The sequence below is a fragment of the Peribacillus sp. NPDC097197 genome, from assembly GCF_050278025.1.
Taxonomy (GTDB): domain Bacteria; phylum Bacillota; class Bacilli; order Bacillales; family DSM-1321; genus Peribacillus.
Genome location: NZ_JBNNST010000009.1, coordinates 17,962 through 38,896, shown reverse-complemented (window position 1 = coordinate 38,896; position 20,935 = coordinate 17,962). Strand labels below are relative to the sequence as shown.

Below are 20,935 nucleotides of genomic sequence, written 5' to 3'. Positions count from 1 at the left end.
GCGCTTTATTTGGAGAGACATGATGATAGCTTATTTTCGCTGGATCAGATAACCTCGGTGAAATCTGACTTGATATCTCATCATCTTGCCCATAGAGGATTCATTAAAGTGAGAAAGTGCATTGAAAGATACTATCAAATAAAATAATCCTGTTATTATAGCCAATCTTGTTAAAAGCTATTATAAGTAATATATGACAATAAAAAGGCGTTCCATTTAGAAACGCCTTTTTATTAATTACTAATAGGGAATTTTATCTACAATCTTAGGAACCTCACATAATTGCTCACATAATTGCTCACATAATTGTGAGCATTTTCATTTAGCCTCAAACTCTATATAAAACCCCCTCAATACTCTCCAACACTCTTCTTACTAATCCGCTCCACAATCTCCATTAAATCATCTGGCCTATGGAATTCAATCGGTGAAACGCCTTTATCGAACTGAATCGTGTCGGCTTCTATCATTAATACATACTTCCCATTAATCTTGCCTAAATGAATGCTTTCCCCGAAATCGGCTAGAAGTCCTTTAACGGAGGTACTGCCAAGCTTCATGCGCAGTTCGGCTTCTGGTGTATGTTCTACAATTTGGGCAGTTGCTTCGACGACCTGGTGGGTTTCTAAGCGTTCCTGGATTTCTCGTTTTTCACTTGATTCCCAGATTTCGAGGTCTTGCTCGAATTTCTGCAGTTCGTCGCTGTTTTCTTCGAATTGTGCTGATACATGTTCATGGACCATATGGATGACCTGGTTTTTCATGATTTCTGGCATGGATTCCCCATATTCTACGAACTTAAGGAAATCTTCGAAGTAGCGGGCATGTGAAGCCTGATGGATTTTCAGTTCACCTTCTTCGACAATCCCTTCTTCGGGCATGAAGGGGTACTGAATCGATTTCATATTTTTTGTGGTAATGGCCATTTCCACATGTCGAATTAATGTTCGTTCGTCGGAAATGGAAGCGACTTTTGGCTCGAAATCACATTTCAATAGAAAGATGAAAGGTTCATCAAGATATTGCGTCAACTTAGCCGAAGCAATAAGGAAAACCCCGCCACGTACAGCACTTGTATCTATATAAGATTGGGCAAAAAGTTCATTTTCCTTTTGAAACTCTTCTTTTGATCGTGCATATCGGACTCGATTGAATGCATTGTAATTTGGGTTTGAGTCGAGCGCATGACCTTCTTCTACTATAAATGAACCGATTTTCGTCGGAATTTGTTCAGTTTTAGGATGACGGTCCACTTTTCGTTTGGAGATTTTCATCAATTCACCATCTAGAAAATCCTTTAAAGGACTATCTTCATATTCCTGGGTATCAAGTGTTTGAAAGTGTTTAAAACGTTTGTCCGCCTGATCGCCTTTTCCTTCGACTTGTATTAAATAAAAAGACAGATAGGTAATCGCAAAATCCATGAAAGTCACCTACTCCATTATATATATTTCCTCTTTTAAGACTTAATAAGTATAGAGATGCCAGTCTCATCCGTCAATATTAATCTAGTCACCTTGAACATGGTATTAGGACATTATGCTCCGAAGGTGAGCCCTGTAATGAAGTAAATTTATATACATATTACTAGTGAAAGTTACCTTATAATTAAGAAATATCAAATGTCTAATATTTTGTGAGTATATTAATAGTGTATATAAATCTTGTAAGCTTTAATGAAAATAAGGATAGTATTCTTTAAAAATTATACTATTACAATAATAAAACCATTGACGGGTAAAAGGGTAATGCGTATAATTTGAAAGTCTGATAATTCAGGATTTGTTGAGTTTTGTCGAAATTTATCTTAACTAAACAATATTTTTAGCCATTCTATTATTTACTTATTGAATGTTTTTTATTTTTTATGGAGGAGAAAAGATGAACATTTTTAGAAAGAAGTCCATCGAGGACTTATTGAACACAGGTTCCAATAACAATGGTTTGAAGAGGGAGCTAGGTGCTTGGGATTTAACGATGCTAGGTATAGGCGCCATTATTGGGACAGGCATTTTTGTATTGACGGGTACTGGAGCGGTCCACGCCGGGCCTGCACTATCCCTTTCATTTGTCATTGCAGGTCTAGCTTGTTTATTTGCCGCTCTTTCATATGCTGAATTTGCATCCTCCGTTCCAGTTTCGGGTTCGACTTACACTTATGCTTACGCAACACTTGGTGAATTCGCTGCTTGGATTATCGGGTGGGACCTAATTCTTGAATATCTCTTGGCAGTTAGCGCGGTATCCGCCGGTTGGTCTGGTTATTTCCAATCGTTCTTACATGGAATCGGGATTAACTTACCAGAAGGGATTACTGCAGCACCTGGTTCTATTGAAGGCACCACAACGTATATGAACCTTCCGGCATTTTTAATCGTCATAGCAATCACGTTATTAATTTCCCGAGGTACCAAAGAAACCAAACGAGTGAATAACATCATGGTCATCATTAAATTGATTGTTGTAGCATTGTTCATCATTTCATCTATTTTCTATGTGAAGCCAGAGAATTGGCAACCATTTATGCCATTTGGAATAAGTGGTGTGTTTTCAACTGCCGCATTGATGTTCTTTGCGTTTATCGGATTCGATGCAGTAGCTTCCGCAGCTGAAGAAACGAAAAATCCCGGAAAAAACTTACCCCGAGGAATCATTGGTTCATTGATCATCTGTGTTGCTTTATATATGGTTGTTAGTTTAATCATGACTGGTGTGGTACCGTATGCACAATTCGGAACTGCGTTGGATCATCCAATTTCTTTGGTTTTACAAGTTGTAGGACAAAATTGGATTGCAGGATTCATTGATGTTGGAGCCTTTATTGGAATGACGACGGTCATCCTGGTTATGTTATTTGGACAATCCCGTATCATGTTTGCGATGTCTCGTGACGGTTTAATGCCGAAGCCATTATCTAAACTGCACAAGAAATATAAAACACCCTATGCCGTTACTTGGATGTTCGGAATCATTGCCGCGTTGCTTGGTGCATTTATTCCATTGAGTGATTTAGCTGAGTTGGTCAATATAGGAACACTAACGGCGTTTACTATGATATCCGCTGCAGTCATCGTATTACGAAAAATCAAACCAGATTTGAAACGTGCTTTTTATTGCCCATGGGTGCCTCTCGTACCAGGATTAGCAATCGTTTTCTGTGTGTTTCTGATGTTCCAATTAGGGAGCCATACATGGATTCGTTTCTTGATTTGGATGGTCCTCGGTATTATCGTGTACTTTGTATATTCACGAAAACACTCCAATCTGAATCAATAAATCGTAAAAACACTCTTACGGAGTGTTTTTTTTTTAGGGCAATACCAAAAATAGTCCTAAAGTAATGTGAAAATATGTTCAAAAATGAGGAAATTTTCATCAAAATAGCTTAATATTAACATAGAATATGACTTACTATCATAAATCGAAAGCAGATATCCGGAGGCAAGTCTTAATGAAAATCATATGGAAAAATAACCTTACCAATGATATTGATTATATGAAGTATAAGGATCAAGTTGGTATACAAATTAAAAACCATTCAGGTGTGTTAACCCAAATAGACATGATTCATTTAACTACAAAGGATCTCTGTGTTATTCGTTCATTACAGGACAATGTGAAGGAACATATTATTAAAATTGTAGACAATTTCTACAGAAACTTAGAAAAGGAACCCTCTTTAATGCAGGTGATTAATAAGCACAGTTCTGTTGATCGGTTGAAGACGACGTTACACCATCATATGTTTGAAATGTTTAGTGGTTGTATCGATGATGAATATATTAAACAGCGTTATATCATTGCACATGTCCATGTAAGGATTGGCTTGCAGCCAAAATGGTATCTGAGTGCATTTCAGGATTTGCTTCAGTCAATCATTCTCCAAGTGATGACTCATATCAAGGACATAGAACTATACCAGGACACGATTTTGGCTGTCACAAAAATCATGAATTTAGAACAACAAATCGTTCTAGAAGCATATGATCTTGAAAATGAGAGAATTCGCCAACAAATCCAGGGTGATAAGGAAATGATTAAACAACAAGTCAATCGGAATGCAGAAGAATTGTCTGCCATCAGTCAACAGACTAGTTCCGCCACTCAATTAATGGCGGATAAAGTAATGGATATCCAAGTTGTTACCCAAAAGGGATCCGATACCGCCATCAGGACAGAAGAGCAATCCAAAGAAGGGGTTGAACTTTTAAAGGGGCTCGAAAAAAGGATGGTTAAAACCCAAGAGCAAATAATTATTATCTCAAAGGATATGGAGCAGCTATCCAATACATCCAAGGAAATTGAAAGAATTGTATCAATCATTACTTCAATCGCAGAACAGACGAATCTTTTAGCTTTGAATGCAGCAATTGAGGCAGCTAGAGCAGGTGAACATGGTAAAGGCTTTGCGGTGGTGGCTGGTGAGGTTAGAAAGCTATCGGAAAACACGAAAAAGTCCGTTACTGAAGTGGCAAAATTGGTAAACGGAATAGGGGACTTTACAAATGTGATGAATACATCCATTGCTGTCGTGAGTGATGAAATTATTCAAGGTACGCAACAAGGAAAGGAAACTGGATTATTTTTTACTGATATTGCGGAGGCCATGCTGTCTGTCAAAGAGCAAAACATTAAAGTCGCCAAAGAAATGAACGAGCTTAACGAAATATTCGATGGAATCAGTAAAGCGTTCGATCAAGTGGCGGTATCCTCTGAGGAATTAACAACAATGACAATGAATTTATAAGATCATGATAGAAAAGATACGGAATCTGCTAGATTCATTCCTTTTTGACCAATAGCGTGTAAAAGGGAGGGAGTGAATCATGAAATGTATACCCCTCTAAAACGCTTTTTTAGAAAAGTATTCTTAATTCCTTCTTTTTTTGGGAATGAGTGAGTATAGGTGCTACCTAGTAAGGGGACTAAATTAAGAATAGAAAAGTCTCAAACATTAACTTGTAATAATTTCAGATTAATGTTATATTAATAAAGCGATGAGCTAATTTGTGTAAGCCGTAGAACATGCTTTTAGCTAAACGTCGGGATGTGGCCTGACGGTTTTGCGCCACAAACGCATCAAGACGCCTGCTGCGTGCAGGCGTCTTTTTCTATGCACTTTTCTATTTAATGGACTCTTTTTTAGCAGCTTGTACGTCTTCTTTGAAATCGGCTTGTATATCATCGGTGATCCCTTTTGTGGCATCCTTGAACTCACGAAGCGAAGTGCCGACAGCACGTCCAATTTGAGGAAGTTTACTTGGGCCAAAGACCATTAAAGCTAATAGAAGGATTATAATTAAACCAGGTATTCCAATATTTGAAAACATAGATAGTCACCCCTAAAAATATTGATATCTAATATTATAGACTTCACACCGTCAATTGCAAAGGTTAATTACTATTAATTGTAAGCCTTGTTTGCTTATAATCTAAACATATTGCCTCCATATTATTCTCTGCTTGCAAGCTAAATTGTTTGATTGTTCGATTCCCTCATCATAACTTTACCTTCCTACCATATTTTGTGTTACCATTAAATTACATGATGGATAAAAATATTGGATTGGAGGTGTTTATGTGTCCAGTACACTTATTTTTACCCCGCTCAGTCATGTGGGCTGGGGGTCATTGAAACAACTTATTCCTCAAGTGAAGAGGTATGACATCTCCAGTATTCTGATCATCACGGACCCGGTGCTTATAAAAATAGGGGTGACGAATAAGATTACTCTCCCATTGGAAGAAGCAGGGTATCAAGTTCAATTATATACAGAAGTGATTCCTGAACCCCCTTTAGAATCAGGAGAAAAACTGGTTAGCTATATAAAGGAGCATCCATTCGATCTTATCATTGGTCTAGGTGGTGGCAGTGCTCTGGATTTAGCGAAACTGGCTGCGGTTCTTGCTGTTCATGAAGGATCTGTGGCAGATTACCTGAACCTAACGGGAACACGGAAGATTACTGCAAAAGGGATTCCCAAAATATTAATCCCAACCACAGCGGGAACGGGTTCTGAAGTAACCAATATTGCCGTGCTTTCTCTTGGAAACACCAAGGATGTTGTGACCCATGACTTTTTATTGGCGGACGCTGCCATAGTGGATCCAGAACTGACCGTATCCGTGCCACCACATATAACAGCTGCAACAGGTATCGATGCCCTAACTCATGCAGTAGAAGCTTATGTTTCCGTCAATAGCAGCCCTACGACTGAAGCCTTATCATTACACGCTGTCAGGCTCATTAGCAAATCTCTTCGTACTGCCGTTCAGGATGGGCAAAATCAACAAGCAAGGACAGACATGAGCCAGGGAAGTTATATGGCCGGCCTTGCCTTTTTTAATGCTGGCGTAGCGGGAGTACATGCACTTGCCTATCCACTAGGTGGCCAATTTCACCTATCACATGGTGACTCCAATGCCGTCCTGCTTCCGTATGTTATGGGCTATATTAGAAAAAGTAGTACGAAAAAGATGGCTGACTTATTAAATGCCATGGGTGGAAGCTCAGTTTATTTATCCGAAGAAGAGGCATCCCTTAGATGTGTTGAAGAAATTAAAAGATTGGTGCAAGATATAGGGATCCCAACTACATTAGGTGATTTCGATATTCCTAAAAATGCAATAGACAAGCTGGTGGAAGATGGAGAAAAGCAAAAAAGGCTTTTAGCGAGAAGCCCCTTGCCACTTGGAAAAGAAGATATTCTAACCATCTATCAATCCGCCTTTAATGGCCGTATTACTGAACCTTTATAAAATTTATTGCATGAAATGTAGTGGATGGAAATTTTTGACCTTGCAACTTAAGATAACATTAGGTATTATAAATACATAAGCTGCGTTGTTCGTAATGATAATTAAGTTTTAACCTTTAAGCTGTAATAGGGAGTTTTATATCAAGGTTGGAATGTTATGCCTCGTCACTGACTTGGAAAACAGGAAAATTTTTGCAAACACCCACTTTGAGGAGTGGTGGTTTAAAACTTTCTTACTGAAATACGGCAATGGCGGCTTTATAACTTTTACAATTTGAGGCCAGTCCCTTATGGGGGCTGGTCTTTTGTATTTGTACCATTTAATTGGGCGAAGGTTAATAAACAGAGGCAATGTTATATAATAAAAGATCTTAGAGGCGTTATTATAGGGCAGTATTCAAAGAGTTAATTTCTATGTAAAATCTCATAAATGCTTTAAGTAACTCTTTTTTCCTACATAATTCAAAAGTGCTTTTATATAAAGCGATAGTTGGAGGTAAACTTGCGGATCGTTTTGGTTCAAAAGTCGTACTCGTCTCCTTTTTAATCCTGGGGTTCCAGACACTCACGATGTTGAGCTTTAAACCAAGCATGTTCATGCTTTATTTGCTCCTAGCCATAGCAGGGGGAACGACAACAGGTACACAAATCATTACGAATGCCTATGTATCACAGTATTACCCATATGAAATTGTCCCTTCAGGTCAACTTCTTGGCCTTTGCCATTCCTTGTATTATCGCAGCGATAGCGATTTATGGTTCATACAAGAAAAATTCAGCAATGCAGCACTAAGTTCAGTAAAGAAAGTAAGCTAACAGAGTATTGTATGATTAGTATCACTTTAGAGTAAAACGTAATGATAAAATATCCGGTCAGTGTTATGATTAACTCTATCATTTCATTTGGAGGATAAAACATGAACATAATCGTATTTGGGGCTTCAGGTAAAACAGGAAAATTGGTTGTGGAGCAAGCACTAAATTTACAGCACGAAGTAACAGCCTTTGTAAGGAACCCAACTAAGCTGCAATTGAATCATCCGAACTTGCATATCATTCAAGGGGATGCTCTAGAAGAAGAGACGGTACAAAAGGCCATATCGGGCAAAGATGTGGTCATATCATGCCTAGGCTCAAGCAGTGGGTTGGGAAAGACGACCGTTCTACATGAAATGACGCAGAATATTGTCAATGGAATGAAAGTCAACAATGTTTCAAGAATCATTTATATGGCGTCAGCGGGTATTGAAAAAGAAATCCCAGGATTAATTGGGAAGTTGACAATGAAGATGTTGGGGAATGTATTGGAAGATCATCGTAATGCAGTGGATGTTATTAAAGCAAACAATTTGACATGGACCGTGGCAAGACCGATGGGGTTATCTGATAATCCGCCTACTGGTTCGTATCGGGAAGAGCATCAAGGTGTACCAAAAGGAAGCCGTAGCATTTCCCGTGCAGATGTTGCCGATTTCATAACACGAGCACTCACGGATGATAAATATTTAAATCAATCTGTTGCTTTAGGAAACTAAAGGGGTTATTAGCCCTTTAGTTTTTTTAGTTTCTTGGTGCCCATAGGATGATGGATGCCCCGATTACACAAATGATAGCGCCAATCCAATCATATAAATCAGGTGTTTTCTTATCTATTCCCCATCCCCATAAAACCGATAATACGATAAAAACGCCACCATATGCTGCATATACACGTCCAAAAGTAGGGAATGTTTGAAATGTGGCAATTATGCCATATAAAATAAGTGCAATTCCTCCGGCCAATCCAAAATAAATGGATTTTCCTTCTCGTAGCCACATCCAGATAAGATATCCGCCACCAATCTCGGCCAGACCAGCCATAAGAAATATAAGGATGGTCACAATCATATGTATCCCTCACTTTCCTCATTGAATTCTATCATAACTTGTATAACGTTGGCAGACTTTGCTACCTATGTTTTAGGAGCATCAACTCCATCTCCTTTTCTTCGATCCATAGGTCATTCACTGAATTCTACCCAATTAATATTCAAATGAATTATTGGATTGCATTTCAAGTACAAAGGGTACTAGAACTAAAATGGAATCATAGTATCCTAGTTAAGGAGATGCAACCATGAAAACCAAATCATATGCTTATATGCTAGCCATATTGCATGCCAGCATTGTTGGCTTATCCTTTTTGTTTACAAAGATGGCAATCGCCGAATCGAACCCACTTGATACGTTGGCGTTCCGTTTCAGCATTTCTTTCGCCGTTATATTAGTTCTGGTCGCACTAAAAGTAATTAAGGTGAGCTATACAATTGAGTCAATCAAAAAACTGCTTCCATTATCATTAATGTTTCCCACCCTTTTCTTTGTCTTTCAAACTTTCGGACTTAAATATTCCCAATCCACGGATGCCGGAATCTTATCGGCTATCACCCCAATCATTACAGTCATCATTGCGGGATACTTTCTAAAGGAAAGAACCTCTCTTTATCAAAACATCTCTATTGTTTTATCGGTAGTAGGGGTCATTTTCATTTTCCTTATGAAAGGAAGTACGATGAATGCCTCTGATTTGCTCGGTATGGGATTAATCCTTCTATCTTGTTTAGCGACAGCAGGATATACGACGATGACACGGTCCTTGGCAAAGGAATATACGCCTGGTGAAATGTCCTTTTTCATGATGGGAACAGGTTTCATCCTTTTTAACCTGGCTGCAATCATATCTCATATGAGCAAGGGAACGATGCCGGAATTCATTTCACCATGGTCAAGTATGGAATTTGTCGGTTCTATCTTATATTTAGGAATCTTGGCTTCGTTGGTCACGTCGATGCTTTCGAACACGATATTATCAAAAATCAAGGCTTCTCAAATGAGTGTCTTTGCAAATCTATCGACAGTGGTGACCATTATTGCAGGAGCATTCTTTCTTAATGAAAAAATTACGATTTTCGATATAGTGGGTTCAGTTTTAATTATCCTGGGCGTGTTCGGTACCAACTATTTTGGGGAGAGGAAAGATCACCCTATTAAAATGAAACTTCATTTTGATGAGAAAGAGCATAGTGTAAAATAAAAAAATCAGCTTATCCTCAATAAAGGGATAAGCTGATTTTATTTCCACCATATTGTGTCAGGGAATTCCATTCCGCCAATGTGAACAGGCTCGCCGATTTTTGGGGTGGCTACTTGTACGGTTTTTTCCTTGGCAGCTTTTGTCACCCTTTCAATGGGTTCTGTCCAATCATGAAGAGATAAAGTGAAGCCTGCCCAATGAATGGGAATCATTAGTTTTCCTTTTACGTCGATAGTTGCTTGGACCGTTTCTTCAGGCATCATATGAATGGTAGACCATCGTTCATCATACTGTCCGCATTCCATTAATGTAAGATCGAAGGGACCGTATTTTTCGCCGATTTCTCTAAAATGTGTGCCGTACCCGCTATCACCGCTGAAAAAGACCTTATCTTCTTTTCCGTATATCACCCATGAACACCAAAGTGTAGAATTTCTATCATTTAAACTTCTCCCGGAAAAGTGTCTTGCTGGCGTACAAACTAAATGGAGTCCGTCGTAGAATACTTCATCCCACCAGTTGTGTTCCTGTATCTTTTCCTTCGATACACCCCACTTCACCAAATGGTCTCCTACCCCTAGGGGAACAATGAATTGACCGACCTTATCTTTTAATTTCTTTATGGAATAGTAATCTAAATGATCATAGTGGTCATGCGAGAGAATGACAGCATCAATCGGTGGAAGGTTTTCCAAATCGATTGGCAAGTCACCGCTAAATCTCTTGTTTCCAAACACCGGAAAAGGAGTAGGGGCTTTACCAAACATTGGATCCACCAATAAAGTTTTACCGTCCAACTCAAGCATGAAGGCTGAATGTCCATACCAGGTGATTTTATTGGCGTCTTTGTATGATCGGACCGTCGAATCAATCAAAATGGGAACGGCAGGTCGTCTGTTTGGATTTCCTTTCATATACTCCCGAAGTATGGAGCCAGTATGTTTAAGGCTCATCATCTGACTCGCAGGAATTTGATTGATGAATTGCCCATTCTTAAAATTTTCTTTCGTACTGAAGTTTTTGATTCTTTTCTTTGATGCACGTCTTCCTAGTGGAGGATAAAGACTTATAAAAAGTATCCCGGTTAATAGGATGGACATGAAAATTCTTAACGTTTTCAGCATATATGTTCCTCCTGAATATTTAGGGATTTATTCTGAACTAATCATAACATAAAAATTGGTAATCACTCACTGAAGTGGTTCTGAATGAAACGCGTGAGGGTCGCTGTTCAAGTGCAAATGTAAACAGCAATCCCCACTTATACTTTCTCTTTGATTGCAGGGAAAAGAGGGAGACATCCTGAATATAATTTATATAAGAATTATAGAAGCTGAAAAAAGGGTAGGAGGATAAAAACAGTGTTGATGTTTTTCAGAGTCTTTGTATGGGCCGTATTTATTGCATTATTAGTTTATGTGGTTTTATCCTGGAGGTATAAAGATAAAATCAGCATGAAAATAGAAGCCATTCGAAAAACATGGTATGTCATTTTCATATTGGGGGCTTTAATATACTGGAGTTTTTATCCGACGAGCATTTTTGATGAGTGGAAGAATTTCCTCATTGTCGCCGTTCTGTTTGTACTGATAGATATGTTCGTATTTTTGAGCATGTATATATCAAAAATTGGCGATAATGAGCTCTCCTATGCAACTAAAGCGGTTGCGGAAAGCGATAAGTTATTATCGGATAATCGGGAAAAGGTCAAAAATATGTTTTACCTTTTGAAAAAAGAAGGGATTCCGGAGTTTTATCAGACGAATGAGGAATACCTGGCCTACTTGCATATCATGCTTCAGGCTTATGCAGCCAAGGAAGGGATGAATGTCAAAATTATTCCTTTTAAAACGGAACAAGACAAGAACTTGATGTTAAAAGCTTACCCGACCTTGTCTGGAAGTACGATCCGTGCTACATTGGAAAGAGAAGATACGTATTACAATGATGAAGAGAAAATGGCGCTTCAGCCCGTTAATGTTTTGACATTTCCTTATATTTTAGAGATAAGATCGGAAAGCTTCGTGTCAGAAGTGGATTGTTTATTAATAGCATTATTGATCATGATGTTCGATATGGTCATAAAACAAAATTAAGGGGAGTTGGTTGAATGAGCATTTATGATAAAGCTGGAAGCAATGTTTCCGTCGCTGTAATTAAACCCCAGGTCAAAATTCCCGATGTGGCTTTAAGTCCACATACAAAAAAGGTGATGAAACAAAATGAACGTGTTATCCTGAACCATAAAGAAAAGACAACACGTTTGAACAAATTGAGGGATGTCCTCTAGAAAGAAGGAGGCTTGGGATTGATGATATTTTAAGGGCACCTGCATATACTATTTTATAATGATAAATAGGAAGGGTCCTTTAGATATGAACAAGAAACCTGTGAGAGTAGACATCCCAGCCCCTTCAGCATCGCCATCCGAAAACAGGATACATAAAAAAAATGCTGAATTGTTGAATGTTTTGCGTAAGTTGAAAACGAAACGTTGGTTTTTTATACGGTAATTCAAAAAAGTGTGGATGATTACAATCATCCACACTTTTTTGAATTACGAATCAAGTAGGATAATATTCAATATGTTTTTTGCCTTCTTTAGCAAGATACATAGAATGGTCCGCTTTTTTCAGTAACGTAACCATGTCGTCCCCATGGACCGGGTAAACGCTTATCCCCATACTTGCAGAAATCAAATGTTCTTTCCCACCGACTTGAATAGGCATGGAAGATAATTGTTTTAAAAGGAGTTCGGCTGTCTGTTTTGTGCTTTTTATTCTATCCTCAGTGCGTAATAAAATAACAAATTCATCCCCACCAATTCGAGCGACATAACTATTGTCAGGTGAAGATTTCAAAAGACACTCCGCGGTCCTTTTAATGACACTATCTCCAAAATCATGACCAAAAGTATCATTGAAATATTTAAAATTGTCGAGATCGATATAAAGGAGGGACATTTCGTTATAAATTTCATCCTTATTATATTCAAAATAGTTATAAATGTAGTTACGGTTATAGAGACCAGTCAAAGAATCCCTGATTATTCCATTCTCGATGTTGACCGTTTGACTGATCAGCGATGCCAAGGAGCTAAGTAGCACTACATCATACTCTTTAAATTCATAAGGTTTAATATCGAATGCACATAATGTTCCGATGATTTTATCCTCATTTTTAATAGGAGCACCCATGTAGCATCCATTTTTAATCCTATCCAATATGGGGTGATTACATGTCAGGGTACTATTTTTTATATCGTTAATAACTACGGGTTCCATTTTATTCTCGACAACCAGGTTACAAAGAACTTCATTAAAGGGTATGGTATCGCCGGTCTTGATTAGATTTGCTTTCCGATTGAAGGACTTGACGATAAAACTTTGGGATTGTTCGAAAACCGTGAGCACGAATGTATTGACTTTAATCGTATGAGCTAGTAATTCTAAGACTTCATTAGCGATGGAATCAAAATTCTTGTAGTAATTAATGTCGTGGTGAATCATTTTCTGAATCCCCTTTCCATAAGTCAGGTTGTTTGATGGGTTCTATATGGGTGATTTATCATGGGTTGAATCTATTTATATAAATGACGGTATGTTCGTCGCGTTAGCTCATTGCTAATTCGAGGTTACTATCACGAAAAATGGATACAGTTTTGCTTGAAATTTGTTAGTATTAGTTTAAACCATCATTATAAATGTAGAAGTTACATAGCTTATTGTAGACAGAGTCACCATTTACTGTACATGTAATGGAAGTAATACCATTAATCTATCATACATGTCATATTTTATCACTATTTGCATCATAGCACTTCCTTTGTGCTTTCTCACAGTTCCGATAAAATGGCTTATCGTGCTGATTTTTAAAAAAATTTTGGAAAGGATAATAAATAAGAAGATTCAAAAGGGGATTATCATGGGAAAATTAGAAAATATACACCCACTTTCAATTGAACAGACAAAGCAAAAATTACTCCAAGATATCGACCGCTATGGTGAAAATAAAGATGTAATGCCGACCTTTGAAACATACCTTTCAGATCGGATGTCTTATATCGAACAGATTTGGATGAATGTTTGGTTAAATAAAGCGTCCAATGACGTTCCGAGAAAAGAAAAGAAAGTATTTTTAAAAGGCAGGGGATTCGTTACAGAAGGGACAGATCATAAGCATATCAACCATTTGTTTCGAAATGAGTTAAGGACGTATCACCCTTTTGATACAATATCCTGGCTGGAGGAGACCTTTTCCGAAAACGATCAAGATTGGGAACAGAGATATGTGAACGCAAGGGAAGTCTTCTTTAAAAGGCAAGAGGAACAAAAGCTAGCACATAAGCGATGGCTGGTACAGGAAAAGCTTGAAAATGAAGCGTACACTTTTTTAGAAAATAACTCTCTGCTAGTTTATTTACATGTCCGTTATTATATATCAGGCAAAATTGCCACTGATCTTCTTAATAAGCCGAAATTTCAGTCTGTAGAACCGTATCTACTTGAAGAACGGTTGATTGAGGAGGGATCATTCGAATCTACCGATTACCTTATGGTGACTGATTTCTTCGATGAACTGACGGGGGATATTCATTCTACTTTTGATTGGGGTAAAAGTCGTTACGAGTATGAAAATTATTTCTATCGTTATGAACGGTTGGTATTAGACTTTATCTTTGAATATATACCTAAAAAGGTTCTTGAGAACTTGACTACAGAAGTGTTGAACGATTATTCAGAAACCTTAGGGGATATCGTCACCCCGGAGATCCTTAAAGAGTTACTTCAAGAGGATTTGACAGATTTGTCACAGGCTTGTTTCGACGAACTTCAAGAAGAATACCTATCTGACTTACTGAAGCTTGCCCAGATTCCCTTTGATGAATCTGTTCATCAAGAGATTTTTGAAAGGGACGAGGCAACCAGGGAACGAAAAAAAGCAGAAGCGCTGGCAGAAGCTGCTCGAAAGAAGGAAGAAGAGAAAAGAATCCTTGACGACATTTTTGGAAAGGCCTATACACCATCATTAGGACTAAAGGTCAAATACATTTTACACATTGGAGACACGAATACAGGAAAGACACACCAGGCCCTGGAGAAAATGAAAAAGGCCGAGAGCGGATTGTATCTTGCACCACTTAGGCTTCTTGCTCTGGAAGTGTTTGATAAGCTGAATGCAGACGGTGTGCTTTGCTCATTAAAAACGGGAGAAGAAGAAAAGCTGGTAAATGGGGCACAGCATATCTCTTGTACGGTTGAGATGTTTCATGAGAAGGACTACTATGATGTAATTGTCATTGATGAAGCTCAAATGATAGCGGACAAGGACCGTGGATTTTCTTGGTATAGAGCGATTACGAAAGCAAATGCAAAAGAAGTACACATTATAGGAAGTAGAAATATTCAAAAGATGTTGCTGAATTTACTTGATGAAACGGATTTGGAGATTTATGAATATAGTCGGGAAATACCGTTAGAAATAGAACCGAAAGAATTCGAATTGAAAAATACCAAGAAAGGGGACGCCCTTATTTGCTTTTCAAGAAGGCAAGTACTCGAAACGGCCTCACGTGTGCAAGCTAGTGGGCATAGGGTCAGCATGATTTATGGGAGTATGCCACCAGAAAACAGAAAAAGGCAAATTGAGCTTTTTAATCGGGGGGAGACATCCGTCGTTGTTTCAACTGACGCAATTGGGATGGGATTGAATTTACCGATTCGCCGCATCGTTTTTCTTGAAAATGAGAAATTTGACGGGACGAGAAGAAGAAGGCTGACTTCTCAAGAAGTAAAACAGATAGCAGGGCGTGCTGGAAGAAAAGGGATTTATGATACGGGTAAAGTAGCATTTACGGGCGACATAAAAATCATGAGGAAATTACTTGAACAGGTAGATGAGCCGGTTCAAACCTTTACGATTGCCCCGACCTCTGCGGTATTTGAACGGTTTCAGAAGTACTACAGGAATTTAGGGACATTCTTTGAGTTATGGGAAAAGTTCACTCCGCCAAATGGAACAAAAAAAGCATCACTTTCGGAAGAGCGGGAGCTTTATGAACTGATCCGTGAGACTGAAATCGAAGCTCGTTTTTCATTAATGGACCTATATGGTTTCCTGCATTTACCTTTTTCGGCAAAAGAACCTCGCCTTATTCGCCAATGGCTAGAAACCATAGAAGCAATTGCTGAGAGTAGCGAACTTCCCGATCCCTTTATAAGGACTAGGAACTTAGAGGAGTTGGAACTATCTTATAAAGCAATAGGTCTTCATCTTTTGTTTCTATATAGGATGGGTAAGAGAACCGAGGCTGTCTATTGGGAACGGGTGCGGGAAGAAATCAGTAATGGCGTTCATGATCAGTTGAAAGATGAAATAATCAATTATCAGAAAAAGTGTAAGCGCTGTGGAAAACAGCTTCCAGATACCTCGCGTTTTCAAATATGTGACGCTTGTTATCATAATGGCCATAGAAAAAATCGAAAATATTAAGGAAATAATAAAGAAAAACCCCGGATATGGTACACCTTTACATGGTGGCAGATATACGGGGTTTTTGAGTTGAATTCATTTTTTTCGATTGGACTTTGCAATCAAGGCAGCTTGATGCTTCATTCGATTATCCGCTTTTTTGTCATGAACAACCAAAATGGCATGAATTAGGCCTGGAACGTAGAAAAATAAGGTGAGAATCAAGTTAAGCAAGGCTTGAATTGGTTTACCGGCCAATAAGACGGCTAGAGGAGGAAAAAGAATGGCGATTAAATATAGAATATTGATCACTCTCCAAAATTAAAAGTAGATACCCCTAATATAACACTTAACCTATTTCGGTGCTATGAATGGGGTTGGGAATTTTCTATAGAGGTCCCACTGTCGCGTAAAGCCTTCGAATGAAAGTTCTTGATATGATTAGGGAATTGCCTGGGAAATGGGAAACCAAGATATTTGACCCATTAGAAAAAGATATGGACAACATATCCATAGGATAGGGATATATGAAACAGAGCCACTTGCGTTACTAGTTATTTCAATGAAGTGAGCAATCAGCCTCCATTCACTTTATTACGTATCTGTTCAAGGATTAATTCCAACTCTTCAACAGGAAGCTCTGCAAGGGAACTTTTAATTTTTTCTTCAACCCGTTTTCGGTCAAGCTCGCGGTATTGATCCCACCATTCCCTCAAACCATCCGTATTTTCCAATAAGTACTCGATGTCAATTTCTTCTTGCTCGTCGTCGGATAAATACCTCATGACGGCTCCTAATAATCGATTGAGTCGAGTTACCTCGTTTTCTTTCTCTTTCTTATCTATAGTTGATACTTTTTTCCCCTTATCGTTCTCACCGGAAACTTTTTGATTTGCCATGCACATTACCCTCCGGTTTTAAGACTAGTATTCCTAAAATAGCCAAGTTTAATAACTTTGAGGATGGAGGGATGCAAAGTATGAGAATTCAAGTGAAATGCCAACCAATAATTTTAGCATGAACCTCGGTAGAATATATTATTTGATCTTTCAACTCAAAGTATAGTTTAAATAAATTAACATCAATCATTAGGAAGAAAAAAACAAAATTATAAAGGGATAGAGCACCCTATCCCTTTATATGAAGTTATGCTGCAAGTTTCCTGCATTCTTCTGCACACGTTAAGCAAGCCTGGGCACATTTCTGACAATGTTCATGATCATGCTTTTTACATTCATTCCCGCAACTTTCACAAATCTTAGCACAGGTAGCTGCCAATTCAGAAACGAATGGTGTATTTCTTCCTAATGCTTGTTCCAAGTATGAACACATATCCGCGCATTCTCGATCCAAGCGGATGCACTCGGCCATCATCTTTACGTTCTCTTCTTTTAAGCAAGCATCAAAACAATGGTTGCATGCAGTCATGCATTCGTGCAAAGTTTGAATGACTGACTGATAATTTTCGTGTGACATAAGTAAGTTCCTCCTTAATGGTTATCTCATATTGTCTACATCTATTTCCTTAATAACAATTTTCAAAACATGAATAGCCAAACAGATAAAGTACAGACATAGTCGAACATAGCAAAAAATCCAGGTTGAGAAGAACAGGGCAAGCAAAATCTTTTAACGGAATGAATAGGGAAGCTAGTGCATAAATTTAAAGAAAAGGAGGTTGCTTGCATGTATATTAAATTAAGCGTGGCTAGTGTTTCCGGAGCTGTCGTCTATTTGATTTATAATTTAAACAAGACGCTTCGAAAAGGAATGGGTACGCTTGAGGAAACCAATAAAACCCTAGAAGAGGTAAGAAAGGCGGTTCATGGGTTAACAGATGAATCCAAACAATTAATCCATACCGCGAACCAAATTACCGTTGATGTAAAAGGGAAAATGAGTAATGTAGATCCGTTATTGGAATCGGCCCAAGATGTTGGCGAAATGATTCATAACGTCACCAGTACCATCAAAGAAGGAAGCAGGACCGATTCAGAAATTCCTTCAAATCCGACTGCTCCAAATAACCAGCCAGAGGGAGTACACATCAAAATCAAATAAAAGATTTCATATTAGGACCATGCACCCCGAGAATTACTAACATATACATCTAAACTACGGCAATATGCATGTAATGAATTTTTTGAGTTTAAGGGGGATTTTTTCATGGTTATGGAATATAGCGTCGCAGCAATCGCATTGGCTTTCATTTGGTTGGTTGTTTTCTTGATTGGTACATTACAAAAAGTGATGGTGACGTTAGGGGAGGCAAATAAAACATTGATTGATGTGAGAGGAGCGATACAGGACCTTTCATCCGAATCAAAACAACTTATTCATACAGCGAACGATATCACTGTGGATGTGAAAGGGAAGATCAAAACAGTGGAACCATTATTCGACTCGGCCCAAGACGTCGGGGAAGCCATTCATTCAGTGACGGATACGGTTAAAAAAGCTACAAATACCTATAATACAAAGCTTTCACCCAAAAAAAGCAATCCTACTAAACCCAAAAGTAATATTAGATAGCACAAAATCTTCTTCTTATTCTTTCTACATACATCTCATTTACCTCATAGAACAAAAAAGACACTTCCAAATTGGGTAGTGTCTTTCCTTTATTAATCTCATTATTTAATTGTCCAATCTTCTTCTATGGATTTAATTGAATGAATAACCCGTATTAGAATCTGAGACAAGAAAGTTTATTTGTAGCCACTCGATTAAGTGGATTAATTATTTCTCGCTTTTACTACTCGAATCGTTACCATTGGCTTTGGAATCATTGCCATGTTTGACGCCCTTACTTACGTACGGCTTGGCACTCTTTTTCTTATTGGCTCCCGTTTTCCAACGATTCCAACCCTTCTTGCCCGTACCTGTTCCTGTTCCCTTACCTGTTCCACTCTTAGCTTTAGCCTTGCTCATGAAATCACTCCATTAATAGTCTATGCTTAGTTTAAACCACATTGCTTGATTAATACCCAAGTATGTTGAAATATACATCAAATAGCGACATAAGTACAGGAAAAGGGACAAATATTTTTCAAAATCCTTATAGATCAGTTTCTGGAAATAGGTTACGTGTACAAGCATTAAGCAAGATGGTTGGGATTTTGAATGACCAAATTGTCCAAACAATCCATTATTAATAAACGTTTTGTTTGGATTTCGTCAACCAGAGGCTTATCCCGATTTTTTTACAGATGGTTAAGTAATGCATTAATGTAATTAAAACAGCACCTGTATTCATACCCAAGATAACGCCTTCCATATTAAGGACAGCTTGAGATCCAAGAATATACATTAGGGTAAAGGAAACAATATGAGCCCACACGGTATGGATGAATGCATCTTTGACGAGACCTAATCCAATGAGGTAGGCTTGCATCGGTATGATGAAAAAGTGGAAAAGGAAATAAGGACAAAGCATTTTCAAATAAAGAGAAGCTGTTGTGGAAGAAAAGAAGAGTGCTGTCAGAGGTTCCGCAAATAAATAGATAATGAGTACGGCTGGGACTCCATACATAACCGTAAACCACATTGATTTTTGTAACAGGACTCTAAGCTTTTCTTTATCCTGATTTTTGTGAGCTTCCGATACAGTCGGAATAAGCATGATCATTAGAGAATGAGCAATAAATGCCGGAAAGAAACCTATAGTCATCGCGACACCCGTTAACATCCCAAAGTGCTCGGTTGCAAGAACGGCACCAAACCCTGCTGAAAGAAGCGCAGCATGAATAAGAAAGGGTTGAATGGCATTAGTGATTGCATGAAAGATTCTAAGTCCCATAGTTGGGAGGGATACCTCCAAAAGCTTTTGTCGGGCATGTTTACCTGTGGTCCTTAAATTCGTACCACGGCCCATGATCCGAACTTGAAGGATCAGTATGCTGATCAAGTATAAGAATACAAGAAATTCACTTCCTACCAATACGAAAAAGGCCATTAGCAAAGACTTTTCCTGGTTAAATTGAAACAAGTTAAAGATGACGAGCAACAGGCCGAACTGAAAAATCTTCTTTAAAAAGTTTGAGATTGCAATTTTGCTCATTTGTTGTACACCCATAAAATAACCTCTTGCAATCGAGGAAAATGCGACGATAGGTATCAAACCGATCAGCATCCATTTTATATATGGGTGAAACCCGTCCATTATTGAAGAAAATGAAAGGATAAAAGGAAGGATGATACACATGATCAGCACGACCACAGTTGCCAATTTGAAGGCATGAAGCAGTAAATTATAATGTAATGCAGGTTTGTTTTCAGCGACAAACTTGGCAATCGAAACATGCAATTCAAAACTGGCAATTACATATATCAGAAAGAATACAGGCAAAATGGACATGTAAAGCCCCATGCCTTCCTCTTGTAGTTCCCTGGCGAGAATCATGTTTACAAAAAACTCGATACATTCACCAAAAAACGCTGCGACTATCAAGATGAGCGTTCCTTTATAAAAAGATTGCATGCTGTCACACTCCTCAAAAGGTGTTTGTATAAATATATGAGACAGGCACCGGAATATTCATATTGAAGGATGACATGACATGGCATGCTATCCATACAGTTCAAAATGACAGCATGTAGCCATGGTGATGATAAAGTGTGTAAAAGTAACTAT

21 protein-coding genes and 1 other RNA gene are annotated in these 20,935 nt (G+C 38.2%); 12 read left to right on the top strand and 10 right to left on the bottom strand.

The genetic code is table 11. The features are described from left to right. Positions 1-350: 350 nt before the first annotated feature. Positions 351-1,424, bottom strand: a complete 1,074-nt coding sequence (locus ACQKL6_RS13270) for a DUF3900 domain-containing protein (protein ID WP_403080131.1) — start codon at positions 1,422-1,424, stop codon at positions 351-353. Positions 1,425-1,881: 457 nt separating this feature from the next. On the opposite strand from ACQKL6_RS13270, the gene ACQKL6_RS13265 reads away from it, so the two are divergent. Together ACQKL6_RS13265 and ACQKL6_RS13260 are read left to right on the top strand one after the other, a co-directional pair. Then, complete coding sequence (locus ACQKL6_RS13265) at positions 1,882-3,276, top strand: amino acid permease (RefSeq protein ID WP_402989426.1); 1,395 nt, start codon at positions 1,882-1,884, stop codon at positions 3,274-3,276. A gap of 175 nt (positions 3,277-3,451) precedes the next feature. Continuing rightward, a complete protein-coding gene (locus ACQKL6_RS13260) occupies positions 3,452-4,747 on the top strand; it encodes a protoglobin domain-containing protein (RefSeq protein ID WP_427651241.1) in 1,296 nt (431 codons plus the stop codon). Positions 4,748-5,123: 376 nt separating this feature from the next. Here ACQKL6_RS13260 and tatA read toward each other — a convergent pair whose 3' ends face one another. Continuing rightward, complete coding sequence (tatA, locus tag ACQKL6_RS13255; protein WP_402872789.1) at positions 5,124-5,330, bottom strand: twin-arginine translocase TatA/TatE family subunit; 207 nt, start codon at positions 5,328-5,330, stop codon at positions 5,124-5,126. 250 nt (positions 5,331-5,580) lie between these two features. Between tatA and ACQKL6_RS13250 the strand changes: the two genes are divergently transcribed. The 4 genes from ACQKL6_RS13250 to ACQKL6_RS13235 all read left to right on the top strand — a co-directional run bounded on the left by ACQKL6_RS13250 (position 5,581) and on the right by ACQKL6_RS13235 (position 8,293). Further along, positions 5,581-6,759, top strand: a complete 1,179-nt coding sequence (locus ACQKL6_RS13250) for an iron-containing alcohol dehydrogenase (RefSeq protein ID WP_427651240.1) — start codon at positions 5,581-5,583, stop codon at positions 6,757-6,759. Between the two features lie 74 nt (positions 6,760-6,833). Next, positions 6,834-7,021, top strand: a non-coding RNA gene (ssrS, locus tag ACQKL6_RS13245) — 6S RNA. A gap of 205 nt (positions 7,022-7,226) precedes the next feature. Then, a complete protein-coding gene (locus ACQKL6_RS13240; protein ID WP_427651239.1) occupies positions 7,227-7,574 on the top strand; it encodes a hypothetical protein in 348 nt (115 codons plus the stop codon). Positions 7,575-7,675: 101 nt separating this feature from the next. Continuing rightward, positions 7,676-8,293 (top strand): NAD(P)-dependent oxidoreductase, encoded by a 618-nt coding sequence (locus ACQKL6_RS13235; protein ID WP_402872796.1) that lies wholly within the window; start codon positions 7,676-7,678, stop codon positions 8,291-8,293. A 25-nt stretch (positions 8,294-8,318) separates the two neighbouring features. On the opposite strand, the gene ACQKL6_RS13230 is transcribed toward ACQKL6_RS13235, so the two are convergent. Beyond that, positions 8,319-8,645, bottom strand: coding sequence for a YnfA family protein (locus ACQKL6_RS13230; RefSeq protein ID WP_402872798.1), 327 nt, complete (start codon positions 8,643-8,645; stop codon positions 8,319-8,321). A gap of 229 nt (positions 8,646-8,874) precedes the next feature. Here ACQKL6_RS13230 and ACQKL6_RS13225 point away from each other — a divergent pair, with 229 nt between their 5' ends. After that, on the top strand, positions 8,875-9,831 hold the full coding sequence (locus ACQKL6_RS13225; RefSeq protein WP_427651238.1) for a DMT family transporter: 957 nt from the start codon (positions 8,875-8,877) through the stop codon (positions 9,829-9,831). 38 nt (positions 9,832-9,869) lie between these two features. Here the strand turns inward: ACQKL6_RS13225 and ACQKL6_RS13220 are convergent, their stop codons facing one another. Then, entirely contained in the window at positions 9,870-10,955 is a 1,086-nt protein-coding gene (locus tag ACQKL6_RS13220; protein WP_402872804.1) for an MBL fold metallo-hydrolase, read from the bottom strand. A 243-nt stretch (positions 10,956-11,198) separates the two neighbouring features. Here ACQKL6_RS13220 and ACQKL6_RS13215 point away from each other — a divergent pair, with 243 nt between their 5' ends. Continuing rightward, positions 11,199-11,927, top strand: a complete 729-nt coding sequence (locus ACQKL6_RS13215) for a type II toxin-antitoxin system SpoIISA family toxin (protein WP_402873209.1) — start codon at positions 11,199-11,201, stop codon at positions 11,925-11,927. Between the two features lie 14 nt (positions 11,928-11,941). Beyond that, positions 11,942-12,121, top strand: a complete 180-nt coding sequence (locus tag ACQKL6_RS13210) for a hypothetical protein (protein ID WP_402872807.1) — start codon at positions 11,942-11,944, stop codon at positions 12,119-12,121. A gap of 274 nt (positions 12,122-12,395) precedes the next feature. Here ACQKL6_RS13210 and ACQKL6_RS13205 read toward each other — a convergent pair whose 3' ends face one another. Continuing rightward, complete coding sequence (locus ACQKL6_RS13205; RefSeq protein ID WP_427651237.1) at positions 12,396-13,340, bottom strand: sensor domain-containing diguanylate cyclase; 945 nt, start codon at positions 13,338-13,340, stop codon at positions 12,396-12,398. A gap of 415 nt (positions 13,341-13,755) precedes the next feature. On the opposite strand from ACQKL6_RS13205, the gene ACQKL6_RS13200 reads away from it, so the two are divergent. Beyond that, positions 13,756-16,323, top strand: coding sequence for a DEAD/DEAH box helicase (locus ACQKL6_RS13200; protein WP_427651235.1), 2,568 nt, complete (start codon positions 13,756-13,758; stop codon positions 16,321-16,323). Positions 16,324-16,398: 75 nt separating this feature from the next. Here ACQKL6_RS13200 and ACQKL6_RS13195 read toward each other — a convergent pair whose 3' ends face one another. The 3 genes from ACQKL6_RS13195 to ACQKL6_RS13185 all read right to left on the bottom strand — a co-directional run bounded on the left by ACQKL6_RS13195 (position 16,399) and on the right by ACQKL6_RS13185 (position 17,778). Then, complete coding sequence (locus tag ACQKL6_RS13195) at positions 16,399-16,605, bottom strand: YqaE/Pmp3 family membrane protein (RefSeq protein WP_402873212.1); 207 nt, start codon at positions 16,603-16,605, stop codon at positions 16,399-16,401. 272 nt (positions 16,606-16,877) lie between these two features. Beyond that, a complete protein-coding gene (locus tag ACQKL6_RS13190; RefSeq protein ID WP_402959509.1) occupies positions 16,878-17,201 on the bottom strand; it encodes a hypothetical protein in 324 nt (107 codons plus the stop codon). Between the two features lie 247 nt (positions 17,202-17,448). Further along, on the bottom strand, positions 17,449-17,778 hold the full coding sequence (locus ACQKL6_RS13185) for a four-helix bundle copper-binding protein (protein WP_402959511.1): 330 nt from the start codon (positions 17,776-17,778) through the stop codon (positions 17,449-17,451). Between the two features lie 210 nt (positions 17,779-17,988). Here ACQKL6_RS13185 and ACQKL6_RS13180 point away from each other — a divergent pair, with 210 nt between their 5' ends. Together ACQKL6_RS13180 and ACQKL6_RS13175 are read left to right on the top strand one after the other, a co-directional pair. After that, on the top strand, positions 17,989-18,363 hold the full coding sequence (locus ACQKL6_RS13180; protein WP_402872818.1) for a DUF948 domain-containing protein: 375 nt from the start codon (positions 17,989-17,991) through the stop codon (positions 18,361-18,363). A gap of 105 nt (positions 18,364-18,468) precedes the next feature. Further along, positions 18,469-18,834, top strand: coding sequence for a DUF948 domain-containing protein (locus ACQKL6_RS13175; RefSeq protein ID WP_402872821.1), 366 nt, complete (start codon positions 18,469-18,471; stop codon positions 18,832-18,834). A 207-nt stretch (positions 18,835-19,041) separates the two neighbouring features. Here ACQKL6_RS13175 and ACQKL6_RS13170 read toward each other — a convergent pair whose 3' ends face one another. After that, the gene (locus ACQKL6_RS13170; protein ID WP_402872824.1) at positions 19,042-19,233 is read right to left on the bottom strand and encodes a DUF3934 family protein; all 192 of its coding nucleotides are present in this window, start codon (positions 19,231-19,233) and stop codon (positions 19,042-19,044) included. A 220-nt stretch (positions 19,234-19,453) separates the two neighbouring features. Continuing rightward, a complete protein-coding gene (locus tag ACQKL6_RS13165; protein WP_402992037.1) occupies positions 19,454-20,782 on the bottom strand; it encodes a polysaccharide biosynthesis protein in 1,329 nt (442 codons plus the stop codon). Between the last annotated feature and the right edge of the window lie 153 nt (positions 20,783-20,935).

Excerpts from the sequence above, each read along its gene's own strand:
- ACQKL6_RS13260 (WP_427651241.1), top strand. The coding sequence starts at position 3,452 with ATGAAAATCATATGGAAAAATAACCTTACCAATGATATTGATTATATG.
- ACQKL6_RS13220 (WP_402872804.1), bottom strand. The coding sequence starts at position 10,955 with ATGCTGAAAACGTTAAGAATTTTCATGTCCATCCTATTAACCGGGATA.
- ACQKL6_RS13235 (WP_402872796.1), top strand. The coding sequence starts at position 7,676 with ATGAACATAATCGTATTTGGGGCTTCAGGTAAAACAGGAAAATTGGTT.
- ACQKL6_RS13230 (WP_402872798.1), bottom strand. The coding sequence starts at position 8,645 with ATGATTGTGACCATCCTTATATTTCTTATGGCTGGTCTGGCCGAGATT.
- ACQKL6_RS13190 (WP_402959509.1), bottom strand. The coding sequence starts at position 17,201 with ATGGCAAATCAAAAAGTTTCCGGTGAGAACGATAAGGGGAAAAAAGTA.
- ACQKL6_RS13265 (WP_402989426.1), top strand. The coding sequence starts at position 1,882 with ATGAACATTTTTAGAAAGAAGTCCATCGAGGACTTATTGAACACAGGT.
- ACQKL6_RS13225 (WP_427651238.1), top strand. The coding sequence starts at position 8,875 with ATGAAAACCAAATCATATGCTTATATGCTAGCCATATTGCATGCCAGC.
- ACQKL6_RS13200 (WP_427651235.1), top strand. The coding sequence starts at position 13,756 with ATGGGAAAATTAGAAAATATACACCCACTTTCAATTGAACAGACAAAG.
- ACQKL6_RS13270 (WP_403080131.1), bottom strand. The coding sequence starts at position 1,424 with ATGGATTTTGCGATTACCTATCTGTCTTTTTATTTAATACAAGTCGAA.
- ACQKL6_RS13180 (WP_402872818.1), top strand. The coding sequence starts at position 17,989 with ATGTATATTAAATTAAGCGTGGCTAGTGTTTCCGGAGCTGTCGTCTAT.
- ACQKL6_RS13165 (WP_402992037.1), bottom strand. The coding sequence starts at position 20,782 with ATGCAATCTTTTTATAAAGGAACGCTCATCTTGATAGTCGCAGCGTTT.
- ACQKL6_RS13210 (WP_402872807.1), top strand. The coding sequence starts at position 11,942 with ATGAGCATTTATGATAAAGCTGGAAGCAATGTTTCCGTCGCTGTAATT.
- ACQKL6_RS13215 (WP_402873209.1), top strand. The coding sequence starts at position 11,199 with ATGTTTTTCAGAGTCTTTGTATGGGCCGTATTTATTGCATTATTAGTT.
- ACQKL6_RS13205 (WP_427651237.1), bottom strand. The coding sequence starts at position 13,340 with ATGATTCACCACGACATTAATTACTACAAGAATTTTGATTCCATCGCT.
- ACQKL6_RS13170 (WP_402872824.1), bottom strand. The coding sequence starts at position 19,233 with ATGAGCAAGGCTAAAGCTAAGAGTGGAACAGGTAAGGGAACAGGAACA.
- ACQKL6_RS13185 (WP_402959511.1), bottom strand. The coding sequence starts at position 17,778 with ATGTCACACGAAAATTATCAGTCAGTCATTCAAACTTTGCACGAATGC.
- tatA (WP_402872789.1), bottom strand. The coding sequence starts at position 5,330 with ATGTTTTCAAATATTGGAATACCTGGTTTAATTATAATCCTTCTATTA.
- ACQKL6_RS13175 (WP_402872821.1), top strand. The coding sequence starts at position 18,469 with ATGGTTATGGAATATAGCGTCGCAGCAATCGCATTGGCTTTCATTTGG.